Source organism: Sphingobium quisquiliarum P25 (assembly GCF_000445065.1).
In the GTDB taxonomy this organism is placed as follows: domain Bacteria; phylum Pseudomonadota; class Alphaproteobacteria; order Sphingomonadales; family Sphingomonadaceae; genus Sphingobium; species Sphingobium quisquiliarum.
Map to the genome: position 1 here is coordinate 1 of NZ_ATHO01000121.1, position 22,825 is coordinate 22,825.

The window sequence follows — 22,825 nt, forward strand, 5'->3', positions numbered from 1 at the left end:
CTATACGGTGGTGGCCTTCGGCAGCGCCGGTCCGCGAATTTTCGCCCGCCATTGATATCGCGCGGTTTGCAGCATCCTGCAGAATTGCCCGGTGGTAGAGGACCCCGCTGTCGAGTGTAGAACCTTGTGTCAAGCGAGCTGATGGCGTCCCTACCCCTACCTACACTGAAAAAGCAACGATTTGTCTTGTAAGTTGTTCGCGGTCGTCTCCCTGATTTGCCTGAATTTGGCCCAAAATGTGGGAACGATTGTGGGACCGTTTGCCCACCGAAAGTGTGAGAACGGCCCCAACATTCCCGATCAGGGCCCCGAACCGATGGCACTCACAGCATTGAAGGTGAAAAACGCGAAGCCCGGTCGCCATGTCGATAGCCGGGGCTTTGCCTGATTGCACTTTGCGTTCGCTTGCATTACATCGTCATGCAGAAAGGAAATCGACATGGCCGCAAACGCTCTTGTGCAGACCCGGATCGACGGAGCGGTGAAGGAGGAAGCCGCGACCGTGCTGGCTGCTATGGGGCTGACCGTCTCCGATGCCGTGCGCCTGATGCTGACCCGCGTTGCCCGCGACAAGGCCTTGCCGTTTGAACCGCTGGTGCCCAATGCCGAGACGATCGAGGCCATGAAGGAAGCGCGCGAGGGAAAGGGCAAGCGGTTCGCCACGGTGGTCGACCTGATGGCCGACCTCAATGCGGACGATTGAACGCTTCGGGCGGTTCAAGCGCGACTACAAGCGGGAGAAGAAGGGGCAGCACGCCAAGACGCTGGACGCTGACCTGATCCCGATCATCGAGGCGCTGGCATCCGACGAGCCGCTTGAACCGCGCCACCGCGACCATGCGCTGACCGGCGACTGGCGCGACCATCGCGATTGCCACATAAAGCCCGACCTCGTGCTGATTTACCGCAAGCCCGATGACGACACCTTGCAGCTTGTGCGCTTGGGATCGCACGCGGAATTGGGTTGGTGACGCCCGCGCATGGCGAGCTTATACGTTTGTCGGGAATGTCAGCCAGAGGCACGATTACGGGTTAGGTGTGATCAGCGAGCATCCGATGCCAACAAGCTTTTGCAGAAGACATCAATCGCAGAGATGCATTCGGCAGGCGCTGCTTGAAACAAAAATGAGGGCCATAAATCACTTTCACCCTCAAATTCTGACAAATTTGCCGTTAGTTCACGACTGGTGAGCGAGAAATGAGCCGATCGCGTTGGGCTTGAAGAGCCGACCGCTCGCTCCACCGTCGTGACCCCTACGTTGATGACCGGCGGATGCTGGCCCGGTAGACGATGCTGCCGAGAGCGACGACGACGCCCATGATGGCAAAAGATTCCATGCTCGAATGGCTCAAAAGCCAGATCGTGAGAAGGAAACCCTATTTCCGTGATTTGCTCGATCACATGCTCAGGGTTGAGAGCGCCATCACCGGCATCCGCGACATCCTGATCTCGGTGTTCGAGGCGAGTCACCTGCTCGAACAGCAGCGCCAGGGTGCGATCACGCGTCAGCTTGCCGCCTGGGCCGCGATCCTCGCGGTGCCTACCGCGATTGCCGGAATCTACGGCATGAATTTCGAGAATATGCCCGAACTGAAGACGCAATGGGGATATTTCGTCATCCTCGGCGTCATCGCTGCGGTCTGCATTGGGCTCTACATCCGGTTCAAACGTAGCCACTGGCTTTGACGGCGCAGATCGGCTTTCCACATCGCGCCGGGCTGAGGCTGCCGGGGGCCGGCCGCCATAACTCAATGCTTTCGCAGAACCTCGGCGCGGTGCCGGTCCAACGCATCGAGCAAAGCCCTGCCGATCAAAGGCTTTGCGAGAACGTGATCGAAGCCCGCCTCGGCGGCCCGCCAGGCCAGCAGCGTGTCGTGAAAGCCTGAGATCATGATGGCGCGTCCCGACCATCCGATCTCGCGAAGGTGACGCAGCATCGCGAATCCGTCGATGTCGGGCATGCGATAGTCGAGGATGACGCAGTCTGCCTCCTTCGCGCGGGGGTCGGCCAACAGCGCGTGGCCGGTCGTATATCCCCACACGGCATAGCCGCGCGATCTCAGCAGCAGCTGGAGGCCACGCCGCACGCCGGGATCGTCGTCGGAGACGAGGATGGTGTATCTGCCATCATGCTGAGTGGAACGGACCGATGGCATTGCGAGAAGCGGACACCCGTGTGACGATTGCACCATCGATCGCATATCGCGCCCCGTCCCGTCGCTACGTAGAGGTCGCAGTCACTTCGGCTTGCGGCCCATGCCCGCGGCAAAGGCGATCCGCAGGGCTTCGGACAAATTGCGGACCTCGAGCTTGGCCATCAGGCTCGCGCGATGGACCTCGACCGTTCGCGATGAACAGCCCAGGTCATAGGCGATCGTCTTGTTGGGCAGGCCGTTCGCCAGCCTTTCGAGCACTTCCCGCTCCCGGGGCGTCAGTGCAGCGACCCGCACCCCTGCTTCGGACGTTTCCAGGGTACGAAGGTCGACATCGTCGAGACGTGCGAACGCGCGGCTGACGGCGCCGAGCAGGGCCGCTTTCTCGAAGGGCTTCTCGAGAAAGTCGACCGCGCCGCCTTTCATGGCCTGCACCGCAACCGACACGTCGCCATGGCCGGTCAGGACGATGACCGGCATGTTGACCCCGCGTGCTGCCATGGCGGCCTGAACCTCGAGACCGTCCATCTCGGGCATGCGCACGTCAAGGATGACGCAGCCGACGGCCGCCGACTTCGCCTCCTTGAGAAACTCCACGCCCGAGGCATAGGTCACGACGTCGTAGCCCGCGGTCTTGAGCGCAAAGCTCGCCGCCTTGCGGATGCTCTCCTCGTCGTCGACCAGATGGATGACGCGTCTATCCCCCATGTTCCTCCTCCGCCCGCGCATGGATCAAGGTAAAATGAAAGCGCGCGCCGCCGCGGTCGGGGCGCTCCATCCAGATACGGCCCCCATGCGCTTCGATGATGGTCCGGCAGATCGAAAGGCCGAGGCCCATGCCGTCGGCCTTTGTCGAGTTGAACGCCGTGAAGAGCTGCTCGCGGACCTCGTCGGCGATGCCGGGGCCGGTATCCTCCACGGTCACCTCGATCAGCCCGTCAGGGCGCAACCTGGTCGCCACCTTGAGGTCGCGAACGGGACATTCCGCCATCGCCTCGATGGCATTGCGCATCAGGTTGACCAGCACCTGCTGGATCTGCACCCTGTCGACGAGGACCGGCGTCGCGGCGGGATCGACCGCAAAGAAGCTGCGGATGCCGCGCTCGCGTGCGCCGACCAGCGCGAGCTGGCTCGCCTCGGCGATGACCTGCGGCAGCTCGTGGAGGCTCTTGTCGACCTCGCCACGGGCGACGAAATCGCGCAGGCGCCGGACGATATGGCCGGCCCGCAGCGTTTCCTGAGCGGCATCATCCATCACCGACCGCAGCGACACGAAGGGTTCGTCGTCCCGCTCGTCGAGCATGTCGCGGATCGTCTCGAGATAGAGCGCGACCGCGGCAAGCGGCTGGTTGAGTTCGTGGGCAAGAGTCGAGGCCATCGTGCCCATCGCGCTCAGCCGGGAGACATGGGCCAGCTCTGCCTGCAGTTCCTTGAGGCTGAGCTCATCCTGCTCCTTGGCGGTGAGATCCCGGATGAAGCCGGTGAACAACCGCTGCCCGTCTTCACCGGCCTCGCCGACCGACAGCTGCATCGGGAAGGTTGAGCCGTCGCGGCGCTGGCCGACCACGACGCGACCGAGGCCGATGATCCGGCGCTCGCCGGTCTGCAGATAATGCGCGAGATATTCGTCGTGACGGTCGCGATCGGGCTGGGGCATAAGGCAGGAGACGTTGCGGCCGACGAGCTCGGCTTCGCTGTAGCCGAACAGGCGTTGTGCCGCTGCGCTGAACGACGTGATGGCGCCGGTCTCGTCGATGATGATCATCGCATCCGGCACCGTCGCCAGAATCGATTGCAGATGCTGCTCGCGGGTCTCGATCGATGCGCGGACCGCCGCCTCGTCGGTGACATCGCGGCTGATGCAGGCGAAGCCGCGATGTGTGTCGCCTTCGAACAGTGCGGTGATCGTCAGGCGCGCCAGATATTCCGCGCCGTTCTCGCAGACCCGCCACGCTTCGCGCTCCAGCGTGCCCTCGTGAAGGGCGGCCGCCAGGTCTGCGCCTGGACGCCCCGCCGCAATCTCGTCGGGCGGGTAGAACAGGTCGTGGGGCTGTCCCAGGACGCGATCGAGCGGCCAGCATTCGGCACGCTCGCCTTCTTCATTATAGCTCAGCACGATCCCGGAAGGATCGAGCAGCGTCAGGACGTGGCCGCCAGCCTGTCGCAGGAACAGCAGCGCAAGCCGCGCTACGTCGCTTGCAATCTCGTCCGCCCCGCGCCTCGTGTCGACCATCGGCCGGCTCACATGCCTGGCCGGGCGCGCGTATCCGGGCGTAGCCCGACCGAGCCGCTCAGCGCCGCGCGAGAATGGCCTTCATCTCGTCGATTTCCTGCCGCTGCGAGCGCTTGATCGATTCGCAGAGCCGGATGACTTCCGGATCGCTGAGCTTTGCTTCCTGGCACATCAGGATCGCCCCGGAATGGTGCGGGATCATCGAGCGCAGAAAGGCCGTGTCGCCGATCGTGGTCTGGGTGCGGATAAGCGCGAAGCTGCCGAAGAAGGCGACCAGCGAGGCGGCGATCAGCGCGATGTTGGCGGCCTTCGACGCAAACATGTGCCGCATGGCGAGGATCATCAGCACTACCATCGGTGCGACCATCATCAGCGTCATGTAGAGCATGTTGAGGTTGTTGTAGAAGCTGTCGAGCCCGTCGATCATGACGAACATCACCAGATACATGATGACGCCGCTGATGACGGTCTGAACGGCAAGGCTCCAATAGGCGCCCATCTTCCGGGTGTTCATGTGGGACGAATGGTCCATGGCGTATCTCCTTCGCTCGGCGCCGGCCGACCTTGGTATGAGTGTAACGCCCCGCTCTCCTGTTCGCCCCCGCCATCAGCCGTCCTGATGCTAAAACCAGAAGCGAACGCCGGCGACGAAGCTGGTCGCATGGACGTCCTCGCCGGCAAGCCTCGACAGCCGCGCCGTGTCGCCGGCTTTGCGCAGATAGGAGACGCCGATATAGGGTGCGAACTGGCGGCTGAACTCATAGCGCAGGCGCGCGCCGAGCTCTATGTTGACCAGCCCCGAACCGATGTCGTTCTCCGGAATATCCTGCGCGGCGAAATTGACCTCGGCGCGCGGCTGCAAGATCAGGCGCTGGGTGATGCGCTGGTCGTAATAGCCCTCGACCCGGCCCAGAAGGTCGCCCTTGGTCGAGAGGAACAGCGCGCCTTCGACCTCGAACATGCCGGGAGCCAGACCCTCGACGCCAACGGTCGCATAGGTGCGGTTGGGCCCGCGGCCGAAGTCCTGGCGGACGCCGGCCTGAAGGTTGAAATAGGGGTCGATGGCGCGGCTATAGAGGGCCTGGACGTCTGCGCTGTCGATCCCGCGGCCAAACTCGCCTTCCCCCTCGCTCTTGAGCCAGAGGCGGTTGATGTCGCCGCCGTAAAAGCCTTCGCCATCCCAGCGATAGCCATCGCGGCCGCTATGCGCCTGATACTCGAACAGGTTGAGCAGCACCTGCCCGAAATTGTTGCCGCCGCTGTCCTTCATCATGATGTCGCGCGAGCGCGCCATCTCGCCGCCGGGAAAATCCCGATCGGCGAAGTGGTCGCTGGGGGGGGGCGGCGGGGGCGCATTGCCGGCCGGAAGCGCCGTGCCGGTCATTTGCATGCCGGGCATGGCGGAGGTTCCGGGCATGGCGGTCTGGCCATGCTGCGAATGGTCCATCCCGGGCATGTCCGGCATCGCGCCGTCCTGATGCCGGGAGTGGTCCATGCCCGGCATCTCCGCCATCGCGGGAGCAGCGGGTTGCGGTTGACCGGCGGCATCTGCCTGTGGCGCAGGACTGGCCTGGTCCTGCGAATGGTCCATTGCCGGCATGGTGCCCGGCGCTGGTTTCTGAGCGCGCGGCCTGGTAGCGGGCTTGGGGCGCGGCGCGGCGGCCTTGTCCTTCTTTTTCTCCTGCGCCGGCCGCGCCCCGCCCGGCGGCGTCATGCCGGGCATGTCGTGCATCGAATGATCCTGGGCAAAGGCGGGCGCGGCGGAGAGAAGGGCGATCGCGCTCACCAGCGGCGTGAGGATGCGGGTCATTGCGCGTCTCCCTTCGGACGGACGCTCACGACCCGCATCATCCCTGCATGCATGTGGTAGAGGAGATGACAGTGGAAGGCCCAGTCGCCGACCGCGTCGGCGGTGAAGTCCCAGGTCACCTTGCCGCCGGGCTGGACGATCACCGTATGCTTGCGCGGCGCATGATCGCCATGCCCCGTCACCAGCTCGAAAAAATGCCCGTGAATATGGATCGGATGCCCCATCATCGTGTCGTTGATGAGATTGACGCGCACCCGCTCGCCTTCGATGAAGGGGATCGGCTCGTGATGGTCCGACATTTTTTCGCCGTCGAACGACCACATGAACCGCTCCATGTTGCCGGTGAGGTGAATGTCGATGCTGCGGCTCGGCGCGCGCACGTCCGGATTGCGATCGAGCGCCATCAGGTCCCTGTAGACAAGCACCTTGTGGCCGACGTCGGCGAGGCCCTGGCCGGGCTCGCCGGTGCGGTCGACGGGCATCGGCGAGATGGTCTGGACGCTCGGGTCGCGCTTCACCTGCGGCGCGTTCGAGAAGTCGCGCATCTTCATCGAGCCCATCGCGTGCCCGCCATGATCCATGCCCGCCATCTGGCCATCGGCGCCCATCGCGCCGTGGTCCATGCCGGCCATCGATCCATGATCCATCCCCGAATGATCCATGCCTGCCATGGCGCTATTGTCCATGGTCGCCATCGCTGCCGCCGCGCCGGTCGCGAGGCGCGCGGACGCGTTCTTCTCGGCCGTCGGATCGACGCCCCGCATAGCGCCGCCCGACATGTCCATGCCTTCCATGCCCGGCATCGAGGACATGTCCATGCCCATGTCCTTCATGTCGGCGAGCGGCCGTTTGCGTAAGGGGGGAACCTCGCCGGCCATGCCGGCCCTCGGCGCGAGCGTGGCACGCGCCATGCCCGAGCGGTCGATCGCCTCGCCGACAAGGGTGTAGGCCTTGTCATCGCCTGGGCTGACAACGACGTCGTAGGTCTCGGCAACACCAATCTGGAACTCGTCGACGGTGACCGGCACCACATTCTGCCCGTCGGCCTGGACGATGGTCAGCGGCAGGCCGGGGATGCGGACGTTGAAGGTGGTCATCGCCGACGCATTGATGACCCGCAGCCGCACCCGTTCGCCCGGGGTGAAGAGCGCGGTCCAGTTGTCCATCGGACCATGGCCATTGACGAGATAGGTGTAGGTGGATCCGGTCACATCGGAGATGTCGGCCGGGTCCATCCGCATCTGGCCCCAGTCGAGCCGGTCTTTGAGCGGCTGATCCTTGCCCGACAGGAGCCCGGCCAGGGTCTGGCGCTGGAAATTGAAATGGCCGGGGTTGGCCTTGAGGCGCCGGAAGATCGCCTGCGGCGAGAGCGCGCTGTGATCGGCGAGCACGATGACATGCTCGCGGTCATAGGCGACCGGATCGGCACCGGCGGGATCGATGATGATCGGGCCGTAATGGCCTTCCTGTTCCTGCAGGCCTGAATGGCTGTGGTACCAGTAGGTGCCGCTTTGCACGACGGAGAACTGGTAGAGGTAGTTCGAGCCCGGCTTGATGCCCGGAAAAGACACGCCCGGCACACCGTCCATATTGGCCGGCAGGATCAGCCCGTGCCAGTGGATCGAGCTGTCCTCCTCCAGCTGATTGATGACGTTGAGCCGCACGCGCTGGCCCTCGCGCAGCCGGATCAGCGGGGCGGGGACCGTGCCGTTGAGGCCGATTGCCCGGAACTTGCGCCCGTCGATGGTCATCGACTGCCGGGCGATGGTGAGCGTGATGTCTTCGCCCGACACGGTCGGCAGCGTCGGTCGCATCCCCGGCGAGATCGTCTGCGCCCAGGCCGGCAGCCAGGCTGACAAGGCGGCGCCGCCGCCGGCGAGGGCCGCGCCGCGGAGGAACTGGCGGCGGTCGAGAGCAGAAATCATTCGGTTGTCTCAGCTTTAAGAAAGAGGGCGTACCTATTGGGAATACGCAGCATGGCCTCATCCCCCTCAAACTTTCTTTAATATTTCCGAAAGGCGTGCCCTAGCTCGATAGAGGCGCGTTTCGACCGCCTTCTGGCTGATCCCGAGAATTTCGGCGGTTTCAGCTTCCGATTTCTCGTCGATCGTACGCAAAATAAGCGTGTCCTTGAGGGAAGACGGCAGGGCAGCAATCGCTTTCATTGCTTGCGCGAGCTGCTGTTCGGCCCCGATCGCCTGATCGGGCAGCGGTGCGTCGTCGGCGACGCCGTCCGCCTCGCCGAGCGGTAGGGCTAGGGCAAAGAAATTTCGAACCGCTCGCCGACGCCGCCAGTCATGGCATTTGTTGATGACAATCCGGGACATCCAGACCTGGAAGGGTCGGGTTACGTCATAGCGGTTGAGTGCGGCAAAGGCCGCGACGAAGCTCGCCTGGGTGACATCCAATGCCTCATCCATAGATCCGACATGGCTGCGCACGAGCCGGTGAACCCAACCTTGATGCCGGCGGACCAGCTCGCCATAGGCCGCTTGCCGGCCTCCAAGCGCCAGAGCCGCGAGCTCCCCGTCCGAGCAGTCGGGGAGGCACGCGGTCATTCGGATTTGGCCGTCAGCGCTTTCACCACGGCGTCGTCGAACTTGTCCGTCTGATCCGGGCGCAGCACGGCCCGCATCGCGAAGATATGCTCGAGTGTTTCTTTCTGCAGCGCGCCCATCGCCTGGTGCGAGCGATCCACCGCCCCTGCAACCCGAGGACCATAGCCATGCTCCGCCTCGATCGCCTCGGCGAGCCGCGCGTTATCGGCGCGCAGTTCGGCCTCCAGTGCCTGTCGCCGGATCGCATAGTTCTTCTCGATCGTCTCGAGACGGCTATGTTGCGCGGTGTCCAGCTTCAGATCGCGATGGAGCAGGTCGTGCAACTCATTTTCGACCGGGCGCACCGGAACCACATAGACGCGGCCGATGACCACACCGGCGATCGCCGCGGCAAAGGTCAGCAGGACGAGGAGCAGGAGCCGGCGGTCGCGCATCATTGTGAACTCAGCAGCGTCGAAGGAGCGAGCGCGAGCCGCGCGTCAAAGGGCGATATCGGCCCGGCTTCGGTCGACCGCACAGGCACGGCCGAGCCGGCAATTCCCAGGAACAAGGCTGCTGCCGCGGCGATACCGAATGTCGTGGCGCTCAGGCGGGGCATGGCCTGGAGCCGGGCGATCTCGGCCATGACGCGGCTGTCCAGCCCGGCAAGCCGGGGATCGAGCGGCGCTTCCCGCAACCGGCTGAGCATGTCGTCGAGGTGGTCCATGATGTTTCTCCGTCTTCACTTCTCAATACGCAGGATGGTCCGGCAACCCTTGTCCGGGAACAAAAAGAAAATTGCGAGGGGTGCAGGTCGCGGCTGCGTATTCTCTCATGTCACTGACAGGAGAATGTCCAAATGCGCTTCTTTTCGCCGCTCGCAGCCATCGCCGCCGTCGGCCTGAGTGTTTCGGCTCCGGCCTACGCCCATCCCAAGCTCGTGTCCTCGACGCCCGCCGCCAACGCCAGCGTCCCGGCGCCGTCGCGTATAACGCTCACCTTCAGTGAAGGTCTGATGCCGAAGCTGTCGGGCGCCGAGATCGTGATGACCGGCATGCCCGGCATGCCCAACCACCGCATGGCGGTAACCGGCTTCAAGACGTCCGTCGAAGGCGACAAGACGCTCGTGCTGACGCTCGCCAAGCCGCTCATGGCGGGCAGCTATCAGGTCGCCTGGCACGTCGTCTCGACCGACACGCACCGCATCCAGGGCAATCTCGCCTTTACCGTCAAGTGACGCCATGAACGACGTGGCACTCGTCGCCGTCCGCTGGGCGCTCTACGTCGATCTCGGCCTGTTGTTCGGCCTGCCGCTGTTCGCGCTCTATGCGCCCGGCGGCGGCCGGATGGTACAGCGGCATCTGCCGATGGTAGCAATGGTGGCCGGTCTCGCCTGTCTCGCCCTCCTGCTGTCGGCGCTGGGGTTCGCGTTGCAGGCAGCGGCCATGACCGGGCTGCCGCTCACCCAGCCTGATCTTTCCATGGTCGCAGAGCTGTTCAACGGCACGTCCATGGGAACGGCGCTGAAGGCGCGCCTCGTCGCGCTCCTCGTTCTTCTGCTCTCCATCCCCTTCTATCGCCGGCAATCCCGTCCTGCCTTCATCGCCTCCACTCTGGCAGGCGCGGTCGCACTCGCGACCCTCGCCTGGAGTGGGCATGGCGCGGCTGGCGAAGGCGAGGCGGGCTGGCTGCAACTGGGGGCCGATCTCATCCATCTGCTCGCCGCCGGCGCCTGGGTCGGCGCGCTTGCCGCATTCCTCGCGCTGGTACTTCCCAGGCTCGCAACCGACGATCTCGCCGCTCAAGACATGGACCGGGTCACGCTCGCCGAGGAAGCGTTGCGGGGCTTCTCCCTCGTCGGCACGATCATCGTCGCCCTGCTGATCCTGACCGGGACGGTGAACGGCTGGTTCCTCGTCGGTCCGGGCAACATCGCCTCGCTCGGGCAGTCGACCTACGGCCTGCTGCTCATCGCCAAGCTGCTGCTGTTCGCCGGCATGCTGGGCCTGGCCGCGCTCAACCGTTATCGCCTGACCCCGGCACTTGCGCAGGCGATCGAGGAAGAGGACGCGCCACGGGCGCAGGCGCTGCTGCGCGCGAGCCTCGTCGTCGAAGGCGGTCTTGCGATCGTCATTCTCGGGCTCGTCGCCTGGCTGGGGACACTATCGCCGCCCATGTCGATGTAGCTTATCGTTTCGGACGCCTCGCGTTGGGAGAAGCCTATGCAATCCTACACCCCGCCCCTCGGGACCGGATCGACGAAAGACTATGATCGCGCGATCCGCCTGTGGACGCGGGAGAAGCGGTGGCGTGCCGCCATGCTCGCCGCCCTGGCGCCCAAAGCCGGTGAGACGGTCGTCGACGTCGGCTGTGGCACCGGCAGCTTCGCGCTGATGCTCAAGCAAGCCGAGCCCAGGACGCAGGTGATCGGTCTCGATCCCGATGCCGAGGCGCTCGACATCGCGCGGCACAAGGCCGCTGTGCGGCGGGCCGATATCGACTGGCGTCAGGGATTTGCCAGGGACGTGGCCCCGGGTACCGCCGACGCTGTCGTGTCGAGTCTCGTGCTGCATCAGATGCCGGTCAGGGAGAAGGCGGCAACCCTGCGCGCCATGTTCGCCATGCTGCGCCCGGGTGGGCGCCTGGTGATCGCCGATTATGGCCGCCAGCAGGGTTTCATGCGGCTTGCCTTCCGCCTGACCGTGCAGCGGCTCGATGGCATCGATGATACCCGGCCCAATGCCGACGGCGTGCTCCCCGGCCTGATCGCGGCGGCCGGCTTCAGGCATGTGGCCGAGACGTTTCGGCTTTTGACCATCACCGGCGCGATCGACTTGTTTACGGCGCATCGACCGGCGCAGGACCACGGCCTTACGGTTGCCAATGACCTTGGCTGATGGCGGCCAGGCGAACGGGCCCGCCGATTTGTCCGCTTAGGCGATTACGTATTGACCCTGACACGGTGTCAGACCCTAGATCGTCAGGCGTCGAAAGGAGCAAGGCGATGAACGAGACACATGGAGCGGCGCATGGCGGCGGTTGCTGCGGCGGCCACAGCGCCGCGAAAGCGGCGACCGGCGTCAAGGACCCGGTCTGCGGCATGACCGTCGACCCGGCGACCACGGCGCATCAAGCCGAGCATGGCGGTGAACGCTATCATTTCTGTAGCGCGGGCTGCCGGACCAAATTCATCGCCGATCCCGAGCGCTATCTCGGCCCGCCAGCGCCGCCGGTCGCGGCGCCCGAAGGCACGATCTGGACCTGCCCGATGCATCCAGAGATCCGGCAGGACCATCCCGGATCCTGTCCGATCTGCGGCATGGCGCTCGAGCCCGCGACCGTGACTGCCGACAGCGGCCCCAGCCATGAGCTGGTCGATTTCACACGGCGCTTCCGGGTCGGCCTGATGCTGGCCCTCCCGGTGCTGATCCTCGAGATGGGCGCGCATCTCTTTCCCGCGATCCATCGCCTCGTGCCGATGTCGATCTCGGTATGGATCCAGTTCGTGCTGGCGACACCCGTCGTGCTCTGGGCGGGCTGGCCCTTCTTCGAGCGTGGCTGGGCCTCGCTCAAGACCCGCAACCTCAACATGTTCACCCTGATCGCGATGGGGACGGGGGTCGCCTGGATCTACAGCGTCGTCGCGACGCTCGCGCCTCAGCTGTTCCCGCCTGCCTTCCGCGGCGAGGACGGCATGGTTGCCGTCTATTTCGAGGCCGCCGCGGTGATCACCGTTCTCGTGCTGCTCGGCCAGGTGCTCGAACTGCGCGCGCGTGAGCGGACCTCGGGCGCGATCAAGGCGCTGCTCAACCTCGCGCCCAAGACCGCGCGCCGGATCGCCGCCGACGGGAGCGAAGAGGAGATCAGTCTCGATCTGGTCGCGGTCGGCGACCGCCTGCGCGTGCGGCCGGGCGAGAAGGTGCCGGTCGACGGCGTAGTCGAGGACGGCCGCTCCTCGCTCGACGAGTCGATGGTCACCGGTGAATCCATGCCCGTCACCAAGGCCAAGGCCGACACGGTGATCGGCGGCACGCTCAACCAGACCGGTGCGCTGGTGATCGTCGCCGACAAGGTCGGACGCGACACCATGCTTGCGCGGATTGTCCAGATGGTCGCCGAGGCGCAGCGCTCGCGCGCGCCGATCCAGCGCATGGCCGATCAGGTGTCGGGCTGGTTCGTGCCCGTGGTCATCGCGGTTGCGGTGGTCGCGTTTATCGCCTGGGGTATCTGGGGCCCCGAGCCGCGCTTCGCCTATGGGCTGGTGGCGGCGGTCGCCGTGCTGATCATCGCCTGTCCCTGTGCACTGGGTCTCGCCACGCCGATGTCGATCATGGTCGGGGTTGGCCGCGGCGCCGGGCTCGGCGTCCTCATCAAGAATGCCGAAGCGCTCGAGCATATGGAAAAAGTCGACACGCTCGTCGTCGACAAGACCGGCACGCTGACCGAAGGCCGGCCTGCCGTCACCCAGATCGTGCCGGCGCCCGGCTTCGACGAAGCCGAACTGCTGCGGCTTGCCGCCTCGGTCGAGCGGGCCTCCGAGCATCCGCTCGCGCTGGCGATCGTCGAGGCCGCCAAGGATCGCGGCATCCCCACGAGCGACGTCACCGACTTCGATTCCCCCACCGGACGCGGCGCGCTCGGCACCGTCGACGGCCGCCGGATCGTGCTCGGTAATGCGCGGTTCCTCTCGGAAGAGGGCATAGCAACCGACGCGCTGGCGGAGCAGGCCGACGCCCTGCGCCGGGATGGCGCCACCGCGATCTTCATCGGCGTCGACGGCACCGTCGGCGGCGCCTTTGCAATCGCCGATCCCGTGAAGCAGACGACGCCGGAGGCCCTGGCCGCACTCAAGGCCGAAGGCATTCGCGTGGTGATGTTGACCGGCGACAACCGCACCACAGCAGAGGCGGTGGCAAGGCGGCTCGGCATTGACGATGTCGAAGCCGAGGTACTGCCCGACCAGAAGAGTGCCGTCGTCGCGCGGTTGAAAAGCGAGGGGCGCGTGGTGGCGATGGCCGGCGACGGGGTCAACGACGCCCCCGCACTGGCTGCCGCCGATGTCGGTATTGCCATGGGCTCGGGCACCGACGTCGCGATCGAGAGCGCGGGCGTGACGCTGCTCAAGGGCGATCTCATGGGCATCGTGCGGGCACGGCGGCTGAGCCAGGCGACCATGTCCAACATCCGCCAGAACCTGGTCTTCGCCTTCATCTACAATGTCGCCGGGGTGCCGGTGGCGGCGGGCGCGCTCTATCCGCTGTTCGGCATCCTCCTCTCGCCGATCATCGCGGCCGCCGCCATGGCGCTCTCCTCGGTCAGCGTGGTCACCAACGCGCTGCGCCTCAACCGGAAAGCGCTGTGAACATCGGGGAGGCGTCGAAGCAAAGCGGGGTCTCGGAGCGGATGATCCGCCATTATGAGAAGATCGGCCTCATCCCGGCGCCGCCGCGCCGGGGAGCGGGTTATCGCGACTATGGCGAGAGTGACCTCCATCGCCTGCGGTTCATCGCCAATGCCCGCGATCTCGGCTTCCCGATCGAGGAGATCCGCACGTTGCTCAGCCTTTGGGCCGATACCGGCCGTGCCAGCGCGGAGGTGAAGCGGCTTGCCCTTGCCCGCGCCGATGAGTTTCAGCGCAAAGCCGAGGCGTTGACGGCGCTGCGCGACACGCTAATCGACCTGGCCGAGCGCTGCCAAGGCGACGAGCGGCCGGATTGTCCGATCATCGCCGAACTGGCCGCGGCCCGATCCGCATAGCATCCGGCATCGCACGGCCGAGAATTTTAGGGGTGCCCGTTTTCGGTCGATTCGTGCAGGTCGACGGCGAAAGCGATCCGCAACAGGTCGGGCAGGCTTTGCGCGTTGAGTTTGATCATCAGACTGGCCCGATGCAGCTCGACCGTGCGCGACGTGACGCCGAGTTCATCTGCGATAAGGCTATTTGGATAGCCTCGCGAAATTCCTCTCAGAACGGCCCGTTCGCGCTGCGTCAGTCTCGCGGCTTTCGAAAGAGCGTCGGCCTGTTCGGAGGCACGACGGGCTATACTCTCAAGCCAGCTGAAGCCGCGGTCGATCGCGCCGAGCAATGCGGCCTTCTCGACCGGTTTGGCGAGAAAGTCGGCAGCGCCCGCCTTCATCGCCTGTACGGCGAGCGTAGGATCGCCATTGCCCGTCAGCACCACGACGGGCATGTCGATACCGCGTCGCGTCAGCTCCGCCTGAACCTGCAGGCCGTCCATGTCGGGCATGTGCATGTCGAGAACCACGCAGCCTTTCTCGGCGTCCTCTGCGCTCAACAGAAACTCCGGCCCCGAAGCGTAGGCTTCTACGGCAAACCCTGCGGTCCGCAACGTGAAACTTAGTGCTTTTCGTATTGTCTCTTCGTCATCGACGATATGCACGACGCGCTTGTTCCCCATAGCCCCCGAGATCGATCAATACGCAGTGCCGCGAGGGCAGCGCTTCAAGGGATACTTCTCTGCACGTTGGACTATGGTCCCAGGTCAAGAGTAAAAATTTGGCGAGGCAAAACGGCGAAGGACAGCGAAACTGTGAGGGTTCGGCTACTCCGCTCACACCAATGCCGCGGTCGCTGCGGCTCATTGCCGGGTCTCTGCTCCGGACGATGCATGCGAGTTGCCCGCGCCGCCCTCGGCGCGATCGAGCCATCGCTACGCTTCCATCACATCGTCGACCGGCAGCGGGTTACTGGCGCCCGGCGGGCGAGGGGGGCGGGTTGGCCCTTGACGGCTGCGCGATCGGACGCCCAGGATAGCAGGGTGGCGCGCTTTACTTCGGGCTCAAGCTTCAGGTGCCCAGCAACGTCGAGGGGATCGATGAACGAGCGTGTGTGCGACACGACATATCCTCCTTCCCTGCCGCGATTTTCTCCGAAAGGGAGATCTCAGGAGATTGGTTCGGACTCGTTTAGGGTCAATGGATGAGGACGCGCACAGCGTTTGCCGGGCGTTCATTTCCGTCTTAGAACTGACGCGCAGCACGCCATTCAATCCGGTGGCGAACGGCCTCCGCGATCGCTGGCATGACGTCTATATCATTCGACGCATGTGCAACCGCGTTCGTGCTGACGATCCTTTCGACAAGCCCACCCAGAACCTGCGCTGCATCGCCGGCAAAAAGCGGATGCACGACCACGCAATCCGGTCGCGCGAACCCCATGCCGACCAGTTGGCGCGCCGCCTCGGTGAGGGTCCGACCGGATGAGGCGATATCGTCGACCAGCACCGGCTGGCGATCGAGAAACGCTGGGGCATTCGGAATCGAGATGGTGACGTGACGGTCGCCGGATCGGATTTTCTCGCACACGAGAAACGGAGCATCGGCATCGGCCGCCACCTGCGAGACCCACTGTTCGCTTTCCAGGTCCGGACCGATGATCAGCGGGCGAGCGACATTGCGCTTGATCCACGAGGCCAAAAACGGCGCGGCATGAACAACCTGGGTTGGGATGCGGTAGATTTCCGACAATTCATGGTAGCGATGGAGATGCGGATCGACCGTCACCAGCCAGTCGAGATGGCGAGACAGGATCGCAGCAAAGGTTCGCGACGTCACCGCCTCGCCGGCATGGAAGCGTATGTCCTGGCGCATGTAAGCGAGGTAAGGGGCGACGAGCCCGATCCTGCGAGCGCCAAGATCGCGCGCGGTGTCGGCTGCGAACAGCAGCGGCAACAGCTTGGCGTCCGGATGATCGAGACTGGACAGCAGGATGACCTCGCGGTCGCTGACGTCGTTTCCGACCCTGAGATAGGTTTCCCCGTCAGGAAACTGACGATGCTCGATCGTGCCGACCTCTGCATCGAGCGCGGCGGATAGCGGCTGTGCCAGGGCCTCGCTGCCAGGCAGCGCGAACAGGACGGGACGGTTCATAGCGCTTCAATCCCGAAGATCGGCCCGTCGCTCACGGCATAGGCCGCCGCATAGTCGAGCTCGCCCGGGCTCTCGGCATGAATGCTACACAAGGGAGCCCCGGCATCCACCATCTGGTTCAGCCGACACTGCAGTGCGACGCCAGCGGCCTTGGCCACCGGCGCGCCGGCGAGCTTCGCGACCGTCGCGAGCTTGCGATTGTCGATACTCACCAGGCGGCCGCTATAGGGAGCGATCATATCCTGCTGAAACCGGGCGACCGGTGGAGCCCGCATGCCGCCCTGCGCTTCGCAGATACGTTGGAACTTGGCCCAGGCCCCGCCGCTTTCGAGACACGCCCGCGCACGCGCATAGCCTTCGCCGGCCGGGGCCGCGTCAGCGAGCTCAAGCAGTCCTCCCGCCAGCTCGCAGGCCCGGTGGGCGAGATCCTCGGCGCCCGGCTGCCCCTGGAGGACGGCAAGGATATCCTGCGCCTCGAGCGCCGGGCCGATGCCCCGTCCGATCGGCTCCGCGCCGGGGCCGCGCATCACGCGCGTGCGAAGCCCGAAGGCTTGGGCGACCGAGCTCAGCGCGCGCTCGAGCGTATCGGCGGCATCGGTTCCGCGTACCTTGGCGGTCGGCCCGACCGGGATATCGATGACCAGATGGGTCGCACCGGCCGCGATTTTCTTGGACAGCACCGAGGCGACCATCTGCCCTACGGCATCGATATCGAGCACTCGTTCAACGCCGATGATCACATCGTCGGCCGGGCTGAGATTGACGGCGCCGCCCCAGGCGATGCAGCCGCCTTCGCGCTCGACCACCTTGCGGATGGCGGAAACGTCGAGGTCGACAGGTGCAAGCACCTCCATCGTGTCCGCCGTGCCGGCCGGCGAGGTGATCGCCCGCGACGATGTCTTGGGCATGATCAGGCCCTCCGCGGCCATGATCGAGACGATGATCGGCGTGGTGCGATTGCCCGGCAATCCACCGACGCTATGCTTGTCGACGATGACCGCTCCGGACCACTGCAATCGCTCGCCGACATCGACCATCGCCCTGGTCAGGCTGATCGTTTCGTCCGTATCGAGCGGGACCGCTGAGCATGCCGTGATGAACGCCGAGAGATGGACATCGCTATAGCGTCGCTCGGCGATGTCGGTCATGATCGCTGAAAAAGCCCCTTCACTGAGACGATTGCCATAGATGCGCCGACGCACTTCGGCGAGCGAGGCGAGAGGCTGGGCGTGCGCGATCTCGACCGGATCGCCCTCGCTGACGCCGAGCCGCCGCCATGCGGATTCGGACAGGCCGATCTCGCCGGGCGCTGGAGCCTCCGCGGAACTGTGCAGCAGCGAGACGACGATTTCCCGCCCGCCGGCGTGCAGCGCGACCTGCGCGCGCGACGCGAGACCTTCCGAGCGGCAGACGGGACAGTCTTGGCGCATGACCGCGATCAGATCACCTCCGGCAGCCGACAGGCCGAGGCGGTGTGCCCGCAGCGTCGTCGCGACAGGCTCTACTTCGGCGTCCTCGATGATCCCGGGCTTCACGCGAGCATGCCCCAGCTACCCAGCGCCGGTACGCTGCATGCCCAGCCCAGATCCTCCGAGACACGCTTCGCCAGGACCTGGGCGCCGGTCGGCTCGCCATGCGTGACATAGACATGGCGCGGGGGCTCTTGCAGCGACCCGAGCCAGCGCATGAGCTCGTCGCTGTCGGCATGCGCCGAAAGCATCGTCAGGTTGGCGACATCGGCTTCGACCGGGATATACTCGCCGTGGATCTTGATCGTCCGGGCGCCCCCGATCATGGCGGCGCCGCGGGTGCCCGCCGCCTGGAAGCCTGAGAAGAGGATGAGGTTCTTCCCATCCGGCGCGAAGCGCTTGAGATGGTGGAGCACGCGGCCGCCCGTTGCCATTCCACTGGCCGAGATGATGACCTTGGGAGCGGGGTTGGCGGTGAGTTCCTTGGATTCCTCCACTTCGCGCACATAGTGCGCGACGCTGCACGCCGCTTCGCACTCGGCGCGGGCCAGGCGATGCTCGTCCATGAAATCGCACATCAGCCCGCTCGCGTTGATCGCCATCGGGCTGTCGAGGAAGATCGGGATGTCGCGGAGGCGTCCCTGCGCGCGCAGACGCGAGAAATGATAGAGAAGCGACTGAACCCGTCCCACGGCGAAGGCCGGAATCACCACCGTCCCGCCTCTCTCGACGCATCGTTCGACATGATCTCCAAGCGTCTTTGTCGGATCGACCTGCTCGTGGCGCCGATCGCCATAGGTCGATTCCACTAGGACATAGTCGGCGCGCGCGGGCGGCTCGGGATCCTTCATCACCGCATCGCCGTAACGGCCGATGTCGCCTGAGAAGAGGATTGTCCGCCCCTTCCAGTCGATCTCGATCGACGCCGCGCCGAGGATGTGGCCGGCGCGATGGTAGCGCACCCTGATGCCGTCCGTGACTGCATGCCACGCTCCGAACTCGATCGGGCGGAAGAGCTGCAATGCCAGACGCGCGTCGGCCTGGGTGTAGAGGGGCAGCGCCGGCTGGTGCCTGGAGAAGCCGTGCTGGTTGGCGAACTCCGCATCCTTTTCCTGCAGATGGCCGCTGTCGGGAAGAAGGAGCTCGCACAGGGCCGCGGTCGCCCGCGTGGCAAGGACGGTCCCGTCCCAGCCCAGGCGCGCCATGCGCGGTAGTGCGCCCGAGTGATCGAGATGGGCGTGGGTCAGCAGCACCTGGCCGACATCCGCGACTTCGGGTGGGATCGATGCCCAATTAAGGCGGCGCAGATCCCTGGGTCCCTGAAACAGGCCGGAATCGACCACGATCTGAGTTTCACCATCGTCCACCAGATAACGCGACCCTGTGACCGTTCCCGATGCGCCGAGAAAGGCAACGCCGAGACCATCGGCCGGGCGCTTGGCCAGATCGATCCTTGCTTCACGCTCGAAGATGGTCACGCGGGAATGGTGCCGTTTCTTTCTCTTTTGCATGGACGCGGGCCTGCCTCTCACGATTATGTTCGTGAGCGCAGCATTGGTTCGCGGACGCCGCACGCCTATACGCAAAATCCGCAGCACGACTGCTGCTCCCCGACAGCTGCGTCGCCCGAACGCCGATGGCCGATCCCATCGATCGCCTTACCCATGCCTGCGCGATGCCCGGGGGACTTCGGTCTCTACTTATACCTTGCTCCTTGGACTCGAGCCTATGCTGCCCGGACGTTGACCAGAAGAGGACGGCATATGGGCGAACATGACCATCGCATGCGCAAGCGCGGCAAGATCGTTCTGATCGGCTTCCTGCTCGTCGCTAGCTTCTTCCTCCTCACCGAGCATACCGCGCACTTCCTGGGTGTGCTGCCCTATCTCATCCTGCTCGCCTGCCCGCTCATGCACCTGTTCATGCACCGCGGCCATGGTGGGCATCAGCATGGCCATGAGCCCGGTCAGGCACCCGCCGGCTTACCGGCCAATCCCAACGGCCGCATCGAAGGAGAGTCGCGATGACGCACGCCGACTATGGCTATGGTCTGTGGGGGCTCGCGCTGGTTAACGCCGCCGTTTTCATCCTCTTTGCGTTCAGCTTCTTCAAGCCGGCAACTAAACGAGACTGGCGCAGTTTGGGGGCGTTCAGCGCTTTCATCATAGCGCTCTTCGCGGAAATGTATGGCTTCCCGCTCACGATCTTCGTGCTTTCGGGGTGGCTCCAGTCGTATTTCCCCGCTGTCGACTGGTGGAGCCACGATGCTGGACATCTCCTGGAGATGATGTTCGGCTGGCGAGTTAATCCCCATTACGGTCCATTCCACATCGCCAGCTTTGTGCTGATCGGCGTGGGTTACTGGCTGATCTCGGTTGCATGGACGGCCCTTCACTTGAGTCAGCGCAAACACCAATTGGCCCTTACTGGGATTTATGCCCGGATCCGGCACCCGCAATATGTCGGCTTCATTCTCGTCATGCTCGGCTTTTTGCTACAATGGCCGACCCTTTTGACCCTTGCTATGTTTCCGGTGCTCGTCGTGATGTATATTCGGCTGGCTCGGCATGAGGAAAAGGAGGCGCTAGCCAACTTCGGCGAGGTTTACCGCGATTATATGGCTCGCGTGCCCGGCTTCATTCCGAATCTGACAATCCATTCGCGTCGAAGAAGGCCATGGCGATCCTTGACGGGAATGGCTGATGTAATTGCCGGCAAGGTCAATGCTGACGTTCTGACTGGCCTTATTATTCGGACATCGTTACCCGACCTCACAGCACACTACTGCAGCAATCCCGGTTCGACTGCGCAATCATCTTGGGAGGGCAAGTTCGCCTTGCACGGGCAGATTCGGTGTGGAGCTGATGCCCGGCACTAGACGCAGAGCATCGCCGATCAAGGTATAGACGGCGTGGCGCTGGCCGCCACGGTTCCGATGGTCGACGCGATAGCCCTGATAATGTCGGCGGAGCAGGCCTGCATTCACCAGTTCGGAAACGGCGCGACTGAGATTACTCTTGCCGGCTGTGCGAATGCGTGCCCGCATTTCCTCCGCGATCACGCCGCGCCTTTTCTCCGGATCGCCGGGGAGCAGTCCGTTTCTAGCGAGGTCGCTCTCGACCCGCTCGGCCAGCGTAATGCTGCGCGGACCACGCTGGGCCATCGGGGTCAATGCGTCGCATAGCCAATCGCGCAGGGAAACGAGCCCATCGTTCCGCCTGACCCAGGGACCGGCGCTTCCATCTGGCCCCGCCACCTGGGCGATCAGGTTGAGCAGCATGAAGGCATAACGGGGCCGGCTCGATACGGTCGCCAGCGTCTCGAGCACGGCCGCGACATCACAGCCAATGGAGGGTTCAAGAGGCTTGCCTGCATGAAACATAACATGATGGAATCAAGCACAAAGCAGGATCAATGTGAATCCCAAATCGGCGGCCGCAGACGGGTTGTCAGCTATGACACTTTGCCGGCGGATAAAGTGTCATAGGCGATCCATTCTAATCGTAGATTGTTGCGAATCGTTCTCAACTCATCCTGATAATCATGGCGCTCGCCGCTTAGGTGTGGACGAGCCGTCTCCTCGCGAACGAGCTTCCGTCGCCTATGGCGAACAGGATAAAAGACTGCGGCCGCCTTGATGATCTCACGCGCTTTGCGACGGACTGTCAGCGTGCTGAAACCCTTGGCGATCTGCATGGCACGATCGATGCCGCCGTGCGCGATCTTGGCTTCCGCTGGTTCACGCTGCTTCACAATATCGACCTTCGGCGCGGCGACGAGCAAAGCCTGTTCCTCACAACCTATCCGTCGGCCTGGCTCGAGGAAGTTCTAGAAGAACGCCACTATATCGAAGGCTCTGTTGCAAAAATCGTGAAGCTTGAGCATGCTTGGCGGAGATTGGACGGACGGAACGATGACGGATTTCAAGTGGCGCCATTTCCAGGGTGATGTGATCCTGTGGGCGGTGCGCTGGTATTGTCGCTATCCGATCAGCTATCGCGACCTTGAGGAAATGCTGGCGGAACGCGGCATTTCGGTCGACCATACGACGATCTATCGCTGGGTCCAGTGCTACGCCCCGGAGATGGAGAAGCGGCTGCGCTGGTTCTGGCGGCGTGGCTTTGATCCGAGCTGGCGCCTGGATGAAACCTACGTCAAGGTGCGGGGCAAGTGGACCTACCTGTACCGGGCAGTCGACAAGCGGGGCGACACGATCGATTTCTACCTGTCGCCGACCCGCAGCGCCAAGGCAGCGAAGCGGTTCCTGGGCAAGGCCCTGCGAGGCCTGAAGCACTGGGAAAAGCCTGCCACGCTCAATACCGACAAAGCGCCGAGCTATGGTGCAGCGATCACCGAATTGAAGCGCGAAGGAAAGCTGGACCGGGAGACGGCCCACCGGCAGGTGAAGTATCTCAATAACGTGATCGAGGCCGATCACGGAAAGCTCAAGATACTGATCAAGCCGGTGCGCGGTTTCAAATCGATCCCCACGGCCTATGCCACGATCAAGGGATTCGAAGTCATGCGAGCCCTGCGCAAAGGACAGGCTCGCCCCTGGTGCCTGCAGCCCGGCATCAGGGGCGAGGTGCGCCTTGTGGAGAGAGCTTTTGGCATTGGGCCCTCGGCGCTGACGGAGGCCATGGGCATGCTCAACCACCATTTCGCAGCAGCCGCCTGATCGGCGCAGAGCGACAGCCTACCTCTGACTGCCGCCAATCTTTGCAACAGAGCC

The 22,825-nt window shown here is 64.3% G+C and carries 26 protein-coding genes and 1 pseudogene; 12 read left to right on the forward strand and 15 right to left on the reverse strand.

What is annotated here, in order from left to right:
* The first annotated feature begins 439 nt into the window (after positions 1 to 439).
* The 3 genes and pseudogenes from L288_RS35090 to L288_RS35100 all read left to right on the forward strand — a co-directional run.
* Positions 440 to 703, forward strand: coding sequence for a type II toxin-antitoxin system RelB/DinJ family antitoxin (locus L288_RS35090; RefSeq protein ID WP_004212689.1), 264 nt, complete (start codon positions 440 to 442; stop codon positions 701 to 703).
* A complete protein-coding gene (locus L288_RS35095; RefSeq protein ID WP_004212690.1) occupies positions 690 to 971 on the forward strand; it encodes a type II toxin-antitoxin system YafQ family toxin in 282 nt (93 codons plus the stop codon). Before L288_RS35090 ends, L288_RS35095 begins: the two co-directional genes overlap by 14 nt.
* A gap of 401 nt (positions 972 to 1,372) precedes the next feature.
* A pseudogene (locus L288_RS35100) lies at positions 1,373 to 1,687 on the forward strand (CorA family divalent cation transporter); the annotation flags it as partial.
* 62 nt (positions 1,688 to 1,749) lie between these two features.
* Here the strand turns inward: L288_RS35100 and L288_RS35105 are convergent.
* The 9 genes from L288_RS35105 to L288_RS35145 all read right to left on the reverse strand — a co-directional run bounded on the left by L288_RS35105 (position 1,750) and on the right by L288_RS35145 (position 9,461).
* The gene (locus L288_RS35105; protein ID WP_007683354.1) at positions 1,750 to 2,157 is read right to left on the reverse strand and encodes a response regulator; all 408 of its coding nucleotides are present in this window, start codon (positions 2,155 to 2,157) and stop codon (positions 1,750 to 1,752) included.
* A gap of 81 nt (positions 2,158 to 2,238) precedes the next feature.
* Positions 2,239 to 2,862 carry a response regulator transcription factor gene (locus L288_RS35110; protein WP_013039093.1) on the reverse strand — a complete coding sequence of 208 codons (624 nt, stop codon included), beginning with the start codon at positions 2,860 to 2,862 and terminating at the stop codon, positions 2,239 to 2,241.
* The gene (locus L288_RS35115) at positions 2,852 to 4,387 is read right to left on the reverse strand and encodes a two-component system sensor histidine kinase NtrB (RefSeq protein ID WP_021238862.1); all 1,536 of its coding nucleotides are present in this window, start codon (positions 4,385 to 4,387) and stop codon (positions 2,852 to 2,854) included. Before L288_RS35115 ends, L288_RS35110 begins: the two co-directional genes overlap by 11 nt.
* A gap of 58 nt (positions 4,388 to 4,445) precedes the next feature.
* The gene (locus L288_RS35120; RefSeq protein WP_013039091.1) at positions 4,446 to 4,919 is read right to left on the reverse strand and encodes a DUF305 domain-containing protein; all 474 of its coding nucleotides are present in this window, start codon (positions 4,917 to 4,919) and stop codon (positions 4,446 to 4,448) included.
* 90 nt (positions 4,920 to 5,009) lie between these two features.
* Positions 5,010 to 6,197 carry a copper resistance protein B gene (locus L288_RS35125; RefSeq protein ID WP_021238863.1) on the reverse strand — a complete coding sequence of 396 codons (1,188 nt, stop codon included), beginning with the start codon at positions 6,195 to 6,197 and terminating at the stop codon, positions 5,010 to 5,012.
* Complete coding sequence (locus L288_RS35130; RefSeq protein ID WP_021238864.1) at positions 6,194 to 8,122, reverse strand: copper resistance system multicopper oxidase; 1,929 nt, start codon at positions 8,120 to 8,122, stop codon at positions 6,194 to 6,196. The genes L288_RS35125 and L288_RS35130 overlap by 4 nt, the downstream gene beginning before the upstream one ends.
* Positions 8,123 to 8,188: 66 nt before the next feature.
* Complete coding sequence (locus L288_RS35135; RefSeq protein ID WP_007683367.1) at positions 8,189 to 8,755, reverse strand: RNA polymerase sigma factor; 567 nt, start codon at positions 8,753 to 8,755, stop codon at positions 8,189 to 8,191.
* Positions 8,752 to 9,189 (reverse strand): periplasmic heavy metal sensor, encoded by a 438-nt coding sequence (locus tag L288_RS35140; RefSeq protein WP_031304553.1) that lies wholly within the window; start codon positions 9,187 to 9,189, stop codon positions 8,752 to 8,754. The genes L288_RS35135 and L288_RS35140 overlap by 4 nt, the downstream gene beginning before the upstream one ends.
* A complete protein-coding gene (locus L288_RS35145; RefSeq protein WP_007406394.1) occupies positions 9,189 to 9,461 on the reverse strand; it encodes a hypothetical protein in 273 nt (90 codons plus the stop codon). The genes L288_RS35140 and L288_RS35145 overlap by 1 nt, the downstream gene beginning before the upstream one ends.
* A 132-nt stretch (positions 9,462 to 9,593) precedes the next feature.
* On the opposite strand from L288_RS35145, the gene copC reads away from it, so the two are divergent.
* The 5 genes from copC to cueR all read left to right on the forward strand — a co-directional run bounded on the left by copC (position 9,594) and on the right by cueR (position 14,491).
* The gene (copC, locus tag L288_RS35150) at positions 9,594 to 9,971 is read left to right on the forward strand and encodes a copper homeostasis periplasmic binding protein CopC (RefSeq protein WP_007406420.1); all 378 of its coding nucleotides are present in this window, start codon (positions 9,594 to 9,596) and stop codon (positions 9,969 to 9,971) included.
* Positions 9,972 to 9,975: 4 nt separating this feature from the next.
* Positions 9,976 to 10,920, forward strand: a complete 945-nt coding sequence (gene copD, locus L288_RS35155) for a copper homeostasis membrane protein CopD (RefSeq protein WP_007406374.1) — start codon at positions 9,976 to 9,978, stop codon at positions 10,918 to 10,920.
* 36 nt (positions 10,921 to 10,956) lie between these two features.
* Positions 10,957 to 11,631 (forward strand): class I SAM-dependent methyltransferase, encoded by a 675-nt coding sequence (locus L288_RS35160; RefSeq protein ID WP_017501308.1) that lies wholly within the window; start codon positions 10,957 to 10,959, stop codon positions 11,629 to 11,631.
* Between the two features lie 107 nt (positions 11,632 to 11,738).
* Positions 11,739 to 14,096 carry a heavy metal translocating P-type ATPase gene (locus L288_RS35165; RefSeq protein WP_021238866.1) on the forward strand — a complete coding sequence of 786 codons (2,358 nt, stop codon included), beginning with the start codon at positions 11,739 to 11,741 and terminating at the stop codon, positions 14,094 to 14,096.
* The gene (cueR, locus tag L288_RS35170) at positions 14,093 to 14,491 is read left to right on the forward strand and encodes a Cu(I)-responsive transcriptional regulator (protein ID WP_021238867.1); all 399 of its coding nucleotides are present in this window, start codon (positions 14,093 to 14,095) and stop codon (positions 14,489 to 14,491) included. The genes L288_RS35165 and cueR overlap by 4 nt, the downstream gene beginning before the upstream one ends.
* A 26-nt stretch (positions 14,492 to 14,517) precedes the next feature.
* Here cueR and L288_RS0121815 read toward each other — a convergent pair whose 3' ends face one another.
* From L288_RS0121815 to L288_RS35185, 4 genes are all read right to left on the reverse strand, one after another.
* Positions 14,518 to 15,153, reverse strand: coding sequence for a response regulator transcription factor (locus L288_RS0121815; RefSeq protein ID WP_007683376.1), 636 nt, complete (start codon positions 15,151 to 15,153; stop codon positions 14,518 to 14,520).
* 562 nt (positions 15,154 to 15,715) lie between these two features.
* Positions 15,716 to 16,624: a ribose-phosphate pyrophosphokinase gene (locus tag L288_RS35175; protein ID WP_004212748.1), complete on the reverse strand. Its 909-nt coding sequence runs from the start codon at positions 16,622 to 16,624 to the stop codon at positions 15,716 to 15,718.
* Positions 16,621 to 18,159 (reverse strand): thymidine phosphorylase family protein, encoded by a 1,539-nt coding sequence (locus tag L288_RS35180; protein WP_004212749.1) that lies wholly within the window; start codon positions 18,157 to 18,159, stop codon positions 16,621 to 16,623. Before L288_RS35180 ends, L288_RS35175 begins: the two co-directional genes overlap by 4 nt.
* The gene (locus L288_RS35185; RefSeq protein ID WP_031304554.1) at positions 18,156 to 19,604 is read right to left on the reverse strand and encodes an MBL fold metallo-hydrolase RNA specificity domain-containing protein; all 1,449 of its coding nucleotides are present in this window, start codon (positions 19,602 to 19,604) and stop codon (positions 18,156 to 18,158) included. The genes L288_RS35180 and L288_RS35185 overlap by 4 nt, the downstream gene beginning before the upstream one ends.
* 252 nt (positions 19,605 to 19,856) lie before the next feature.
* Between L288_RS35185 and L288_RS35190 the strand changes: the two genes are divergently transcribed.
* Together L288_RS35190 and L288_RS35195 are read left to right on the forward strand one after the other, a co-directional pair.
* Positions 19,857 to 20,120, forward strand: a complete 264-nt coding sequence (locus L288_RS35190; protein WP_007683380.1) for a DUF2933 domain-containing protein — start codon at positions 19,857 to 19,859, stop codon at positions 20,118 to 20,120.
* Entirely contained in the window at positions 20,117 to 20,971 is an 855-nt protein-coding gene (locus L288_RS35195; protein WP_007683381.1) for a methyltransferase family protein, read from the forward strand. Before L288_RS35190 ends, L288_RS35195 begins: the two co-directional genes overlap by 4 nt.
* On the opposite strand, the gene L288_RS42500 is transcribed toward L288_RS35195, so the two are convergent.
* Positions 20,906 to 21,475: a hypothetical protein gene (locus L288_RS42500; protein ID WP_013039076.1), complete on the reverse strand. Its 570-nt coding sequence runs from the start codon at positions 21,473 to 21,475 to the stop codon at positions 20,906 to 20,908. The two genes, L288_RS35195 and L288_RS42500, sit on opposite strands and share 66 nt — an antisense overlap.
* Positions 21,476 to 21,546: 71 nt before the next feature.
* Positions 21,547 to 21,876 (reverse strand): hypothetical protein, encoded by a 330-nt coding sequence (locus L288_RS43915; RefSeq protein ID WP_021238869.1) that lies wholly within the window; start codon positions 21,874 to 21,876, stop codon positions 21,547 to 21,549.
* Here L288_RS43915 and L288_RS43920 point away from each other — a divergent pair.
* Positions 21,808 to 22,041: an autoinducer binding domain-containing protein gene (locus L288_RS43920; protein ID WP_236613039.1), complete on the forward strand. Its 234-nt coding sequence runs from the start codon at positions 21,808 to 21,810 to the stop codon at positions 22,039 to 22,041. The genes L288_RS43915 and L288_RS43920 overlap by 69 nt on opposite strands.
* Positions 22,007 to 22,771, forward strand: coding sequence for an IS6-like element IS6100 family transposase (locus L288_RS35210; RefSeq protein ID WP_001389365.1), 765 nt, complete (start codon positions 22,007 to 22,009; stop codon positions 22,769 to 22,771). The genes L288_RS43920 and L288_RS35210 overlap by 35 nt, the downstream gene beginning before the upstream one ends.
* Positions 22,772 to 22,825: the final 54 nt, after the last annotated feature.

Bases quoted from the DNA above. Each gene is read 5' to 3' on its own strand.
- copC (WP_007406420.1), top strand. From the start codon at position 9,594: ATGCGCTTCTTTTCGCCGCTCGCAGCCATCGCCGCCGTCGGCCTGAGT.
- L288_RS35105 (WP_007683354.1), bottom strand. From the start codon at position 2,157: ATGCCATCGGTCCGTTCCACTCAGCATGATGGCAGATACACCATCCTC.
- L288_RS35190 (WP_007683380.1), top strand. From the start codon at position 19,857: ATGGGCGAACATGACCATCGCATGCGCAAGCGCGGCAAGATCGTTCTG.
- L288_RS35140 (WP_031304553.1), bottom strand. From the start codon at position 9,189: ATGCGCGACCGCCGGCTCCTGCTCCTCGTCCTGCTGACCTTTGCCGCG.
- L288_RS35110 (WP_013039093.1), bottom strand. From the start codon at position 2,862: ATGGGGGATAGACGCGTCATCCATCTGGTCGACGACGAGGAGAGCATC.
- L288_RS35135 (WP_007683367.1), bottom strand. From the start codon at position 8,755: ATGACCGCGTGCCTCCCCGACTGCTCGGACGGGGAGCTCGCGGCTCTG.
- L288_RS35175 (WP_004212748.1), bottom strand. From the start codon at position 16,624: ATGAACCGTCCCGTCCTGTTCGCGCTGCCTGGCAGCGAGGCCCTGGCA.
- L288_RS42500 (WP_013039076.1), bottom strand. From the start codon at position 21,475: ATGTTTCATGCAGGCAAGCCTCTTGAACCCTCCATTGGCTGTGATGTC.
- L288_RS35125 (WP_021238863.1), bottom strand. From the start codon at position 6,197: ATGACCCGCATCCTCACGCCGCTGGTGAGCGCGATCGCCCTTCTCTCC.
- L288_RS35120 (WP_013039091.1), bottom strand. From the start codon at position 4,919: ATGGACCATTCGTCCCACATGAACACCCGGAAGATGGGCGCCTATTGG.
- L288_RS35185 (WP_031304554.1), bottom strand. From the start codon at position 19,604: ATGCAAAAGAGAAAGAAACGGCACCATTCCCGCGTGACCATCTTCGAG.
- L288_RS35115 (WP_021238862.1), bottom strand. From the start codon at position 4,387: ATGGTCGACACGAGGCGCGGGGCGGACGAGATTGCAAGCGACGTAGCG.
- L288_RS35130 (WP_021238864.1), bottom strand. From the start codon at position 8,122: ATGATTTCTGCTCTCGACCGCCGCCAGTTCCTCCGCGGCGCGGCCCTC.
- L288_RS35095 (WP_004212690.1), top strand. From the start codon at position 690: ATGCGGACGATTGAACGCTTCGGGCGGTTCAAGCGCGACTACAAGCGG.
- copD (WP_007406374.1), top strand. From the start codon at position 9,976: ATGAACGACGTGGCACTCGTCGCCGTCCGCTGGGCGCTCTACGTCGAT.
- L288_RS35160 (WP_017501308.1), top strand. From the start codon at position 10,957: ATGCAATCCTACACCCCGCCCCTCGGGACCGGATCGACGAAAGACTAT.
- L288_RS35165 (WP_021238866.1), top strand. From the start codon at position 11,739: ATGAACGAGACACATGGAGCGGCGCATGGCGGCGGTTGCTGCGGCGGC.
- L288_RS35195 (WP_007683381.1), top strand. From the start codon at position 20,117: ATGACGCACGCCGACTATGGCTATGGTCTGTGGGGGCTCGCGCTGGTT.
- L288_RS35145 (WP_007406394.1), bottom strand. From the start codon at position 9,461: ATGGACCACCTCGACGACATGCTCAGCCGGTTGCGGGAAGCGCCGCTC.
- L288_RS0121815 (WP_007683376.1), bottom strand. From the start codon at position 15,153: ATGGGGAACAAGCGCGTCGTGCATATCGTCGATGACGAAGAGACAATA.
- L288_RS35210 (WP_001389365.1), top strand. From the start codon at position 22,007: ATGACGGATTTCAAGTGGCGCCATTTCCAGGGTGATGTGATCCTGTGG.
- L288_RS35090 (WP_004212689.1), top strand. From the start codon at position 440: ATGGCCGCAAACGCTCTTGTGCAGACCCGGATCGACGGAGCGGTGAAG.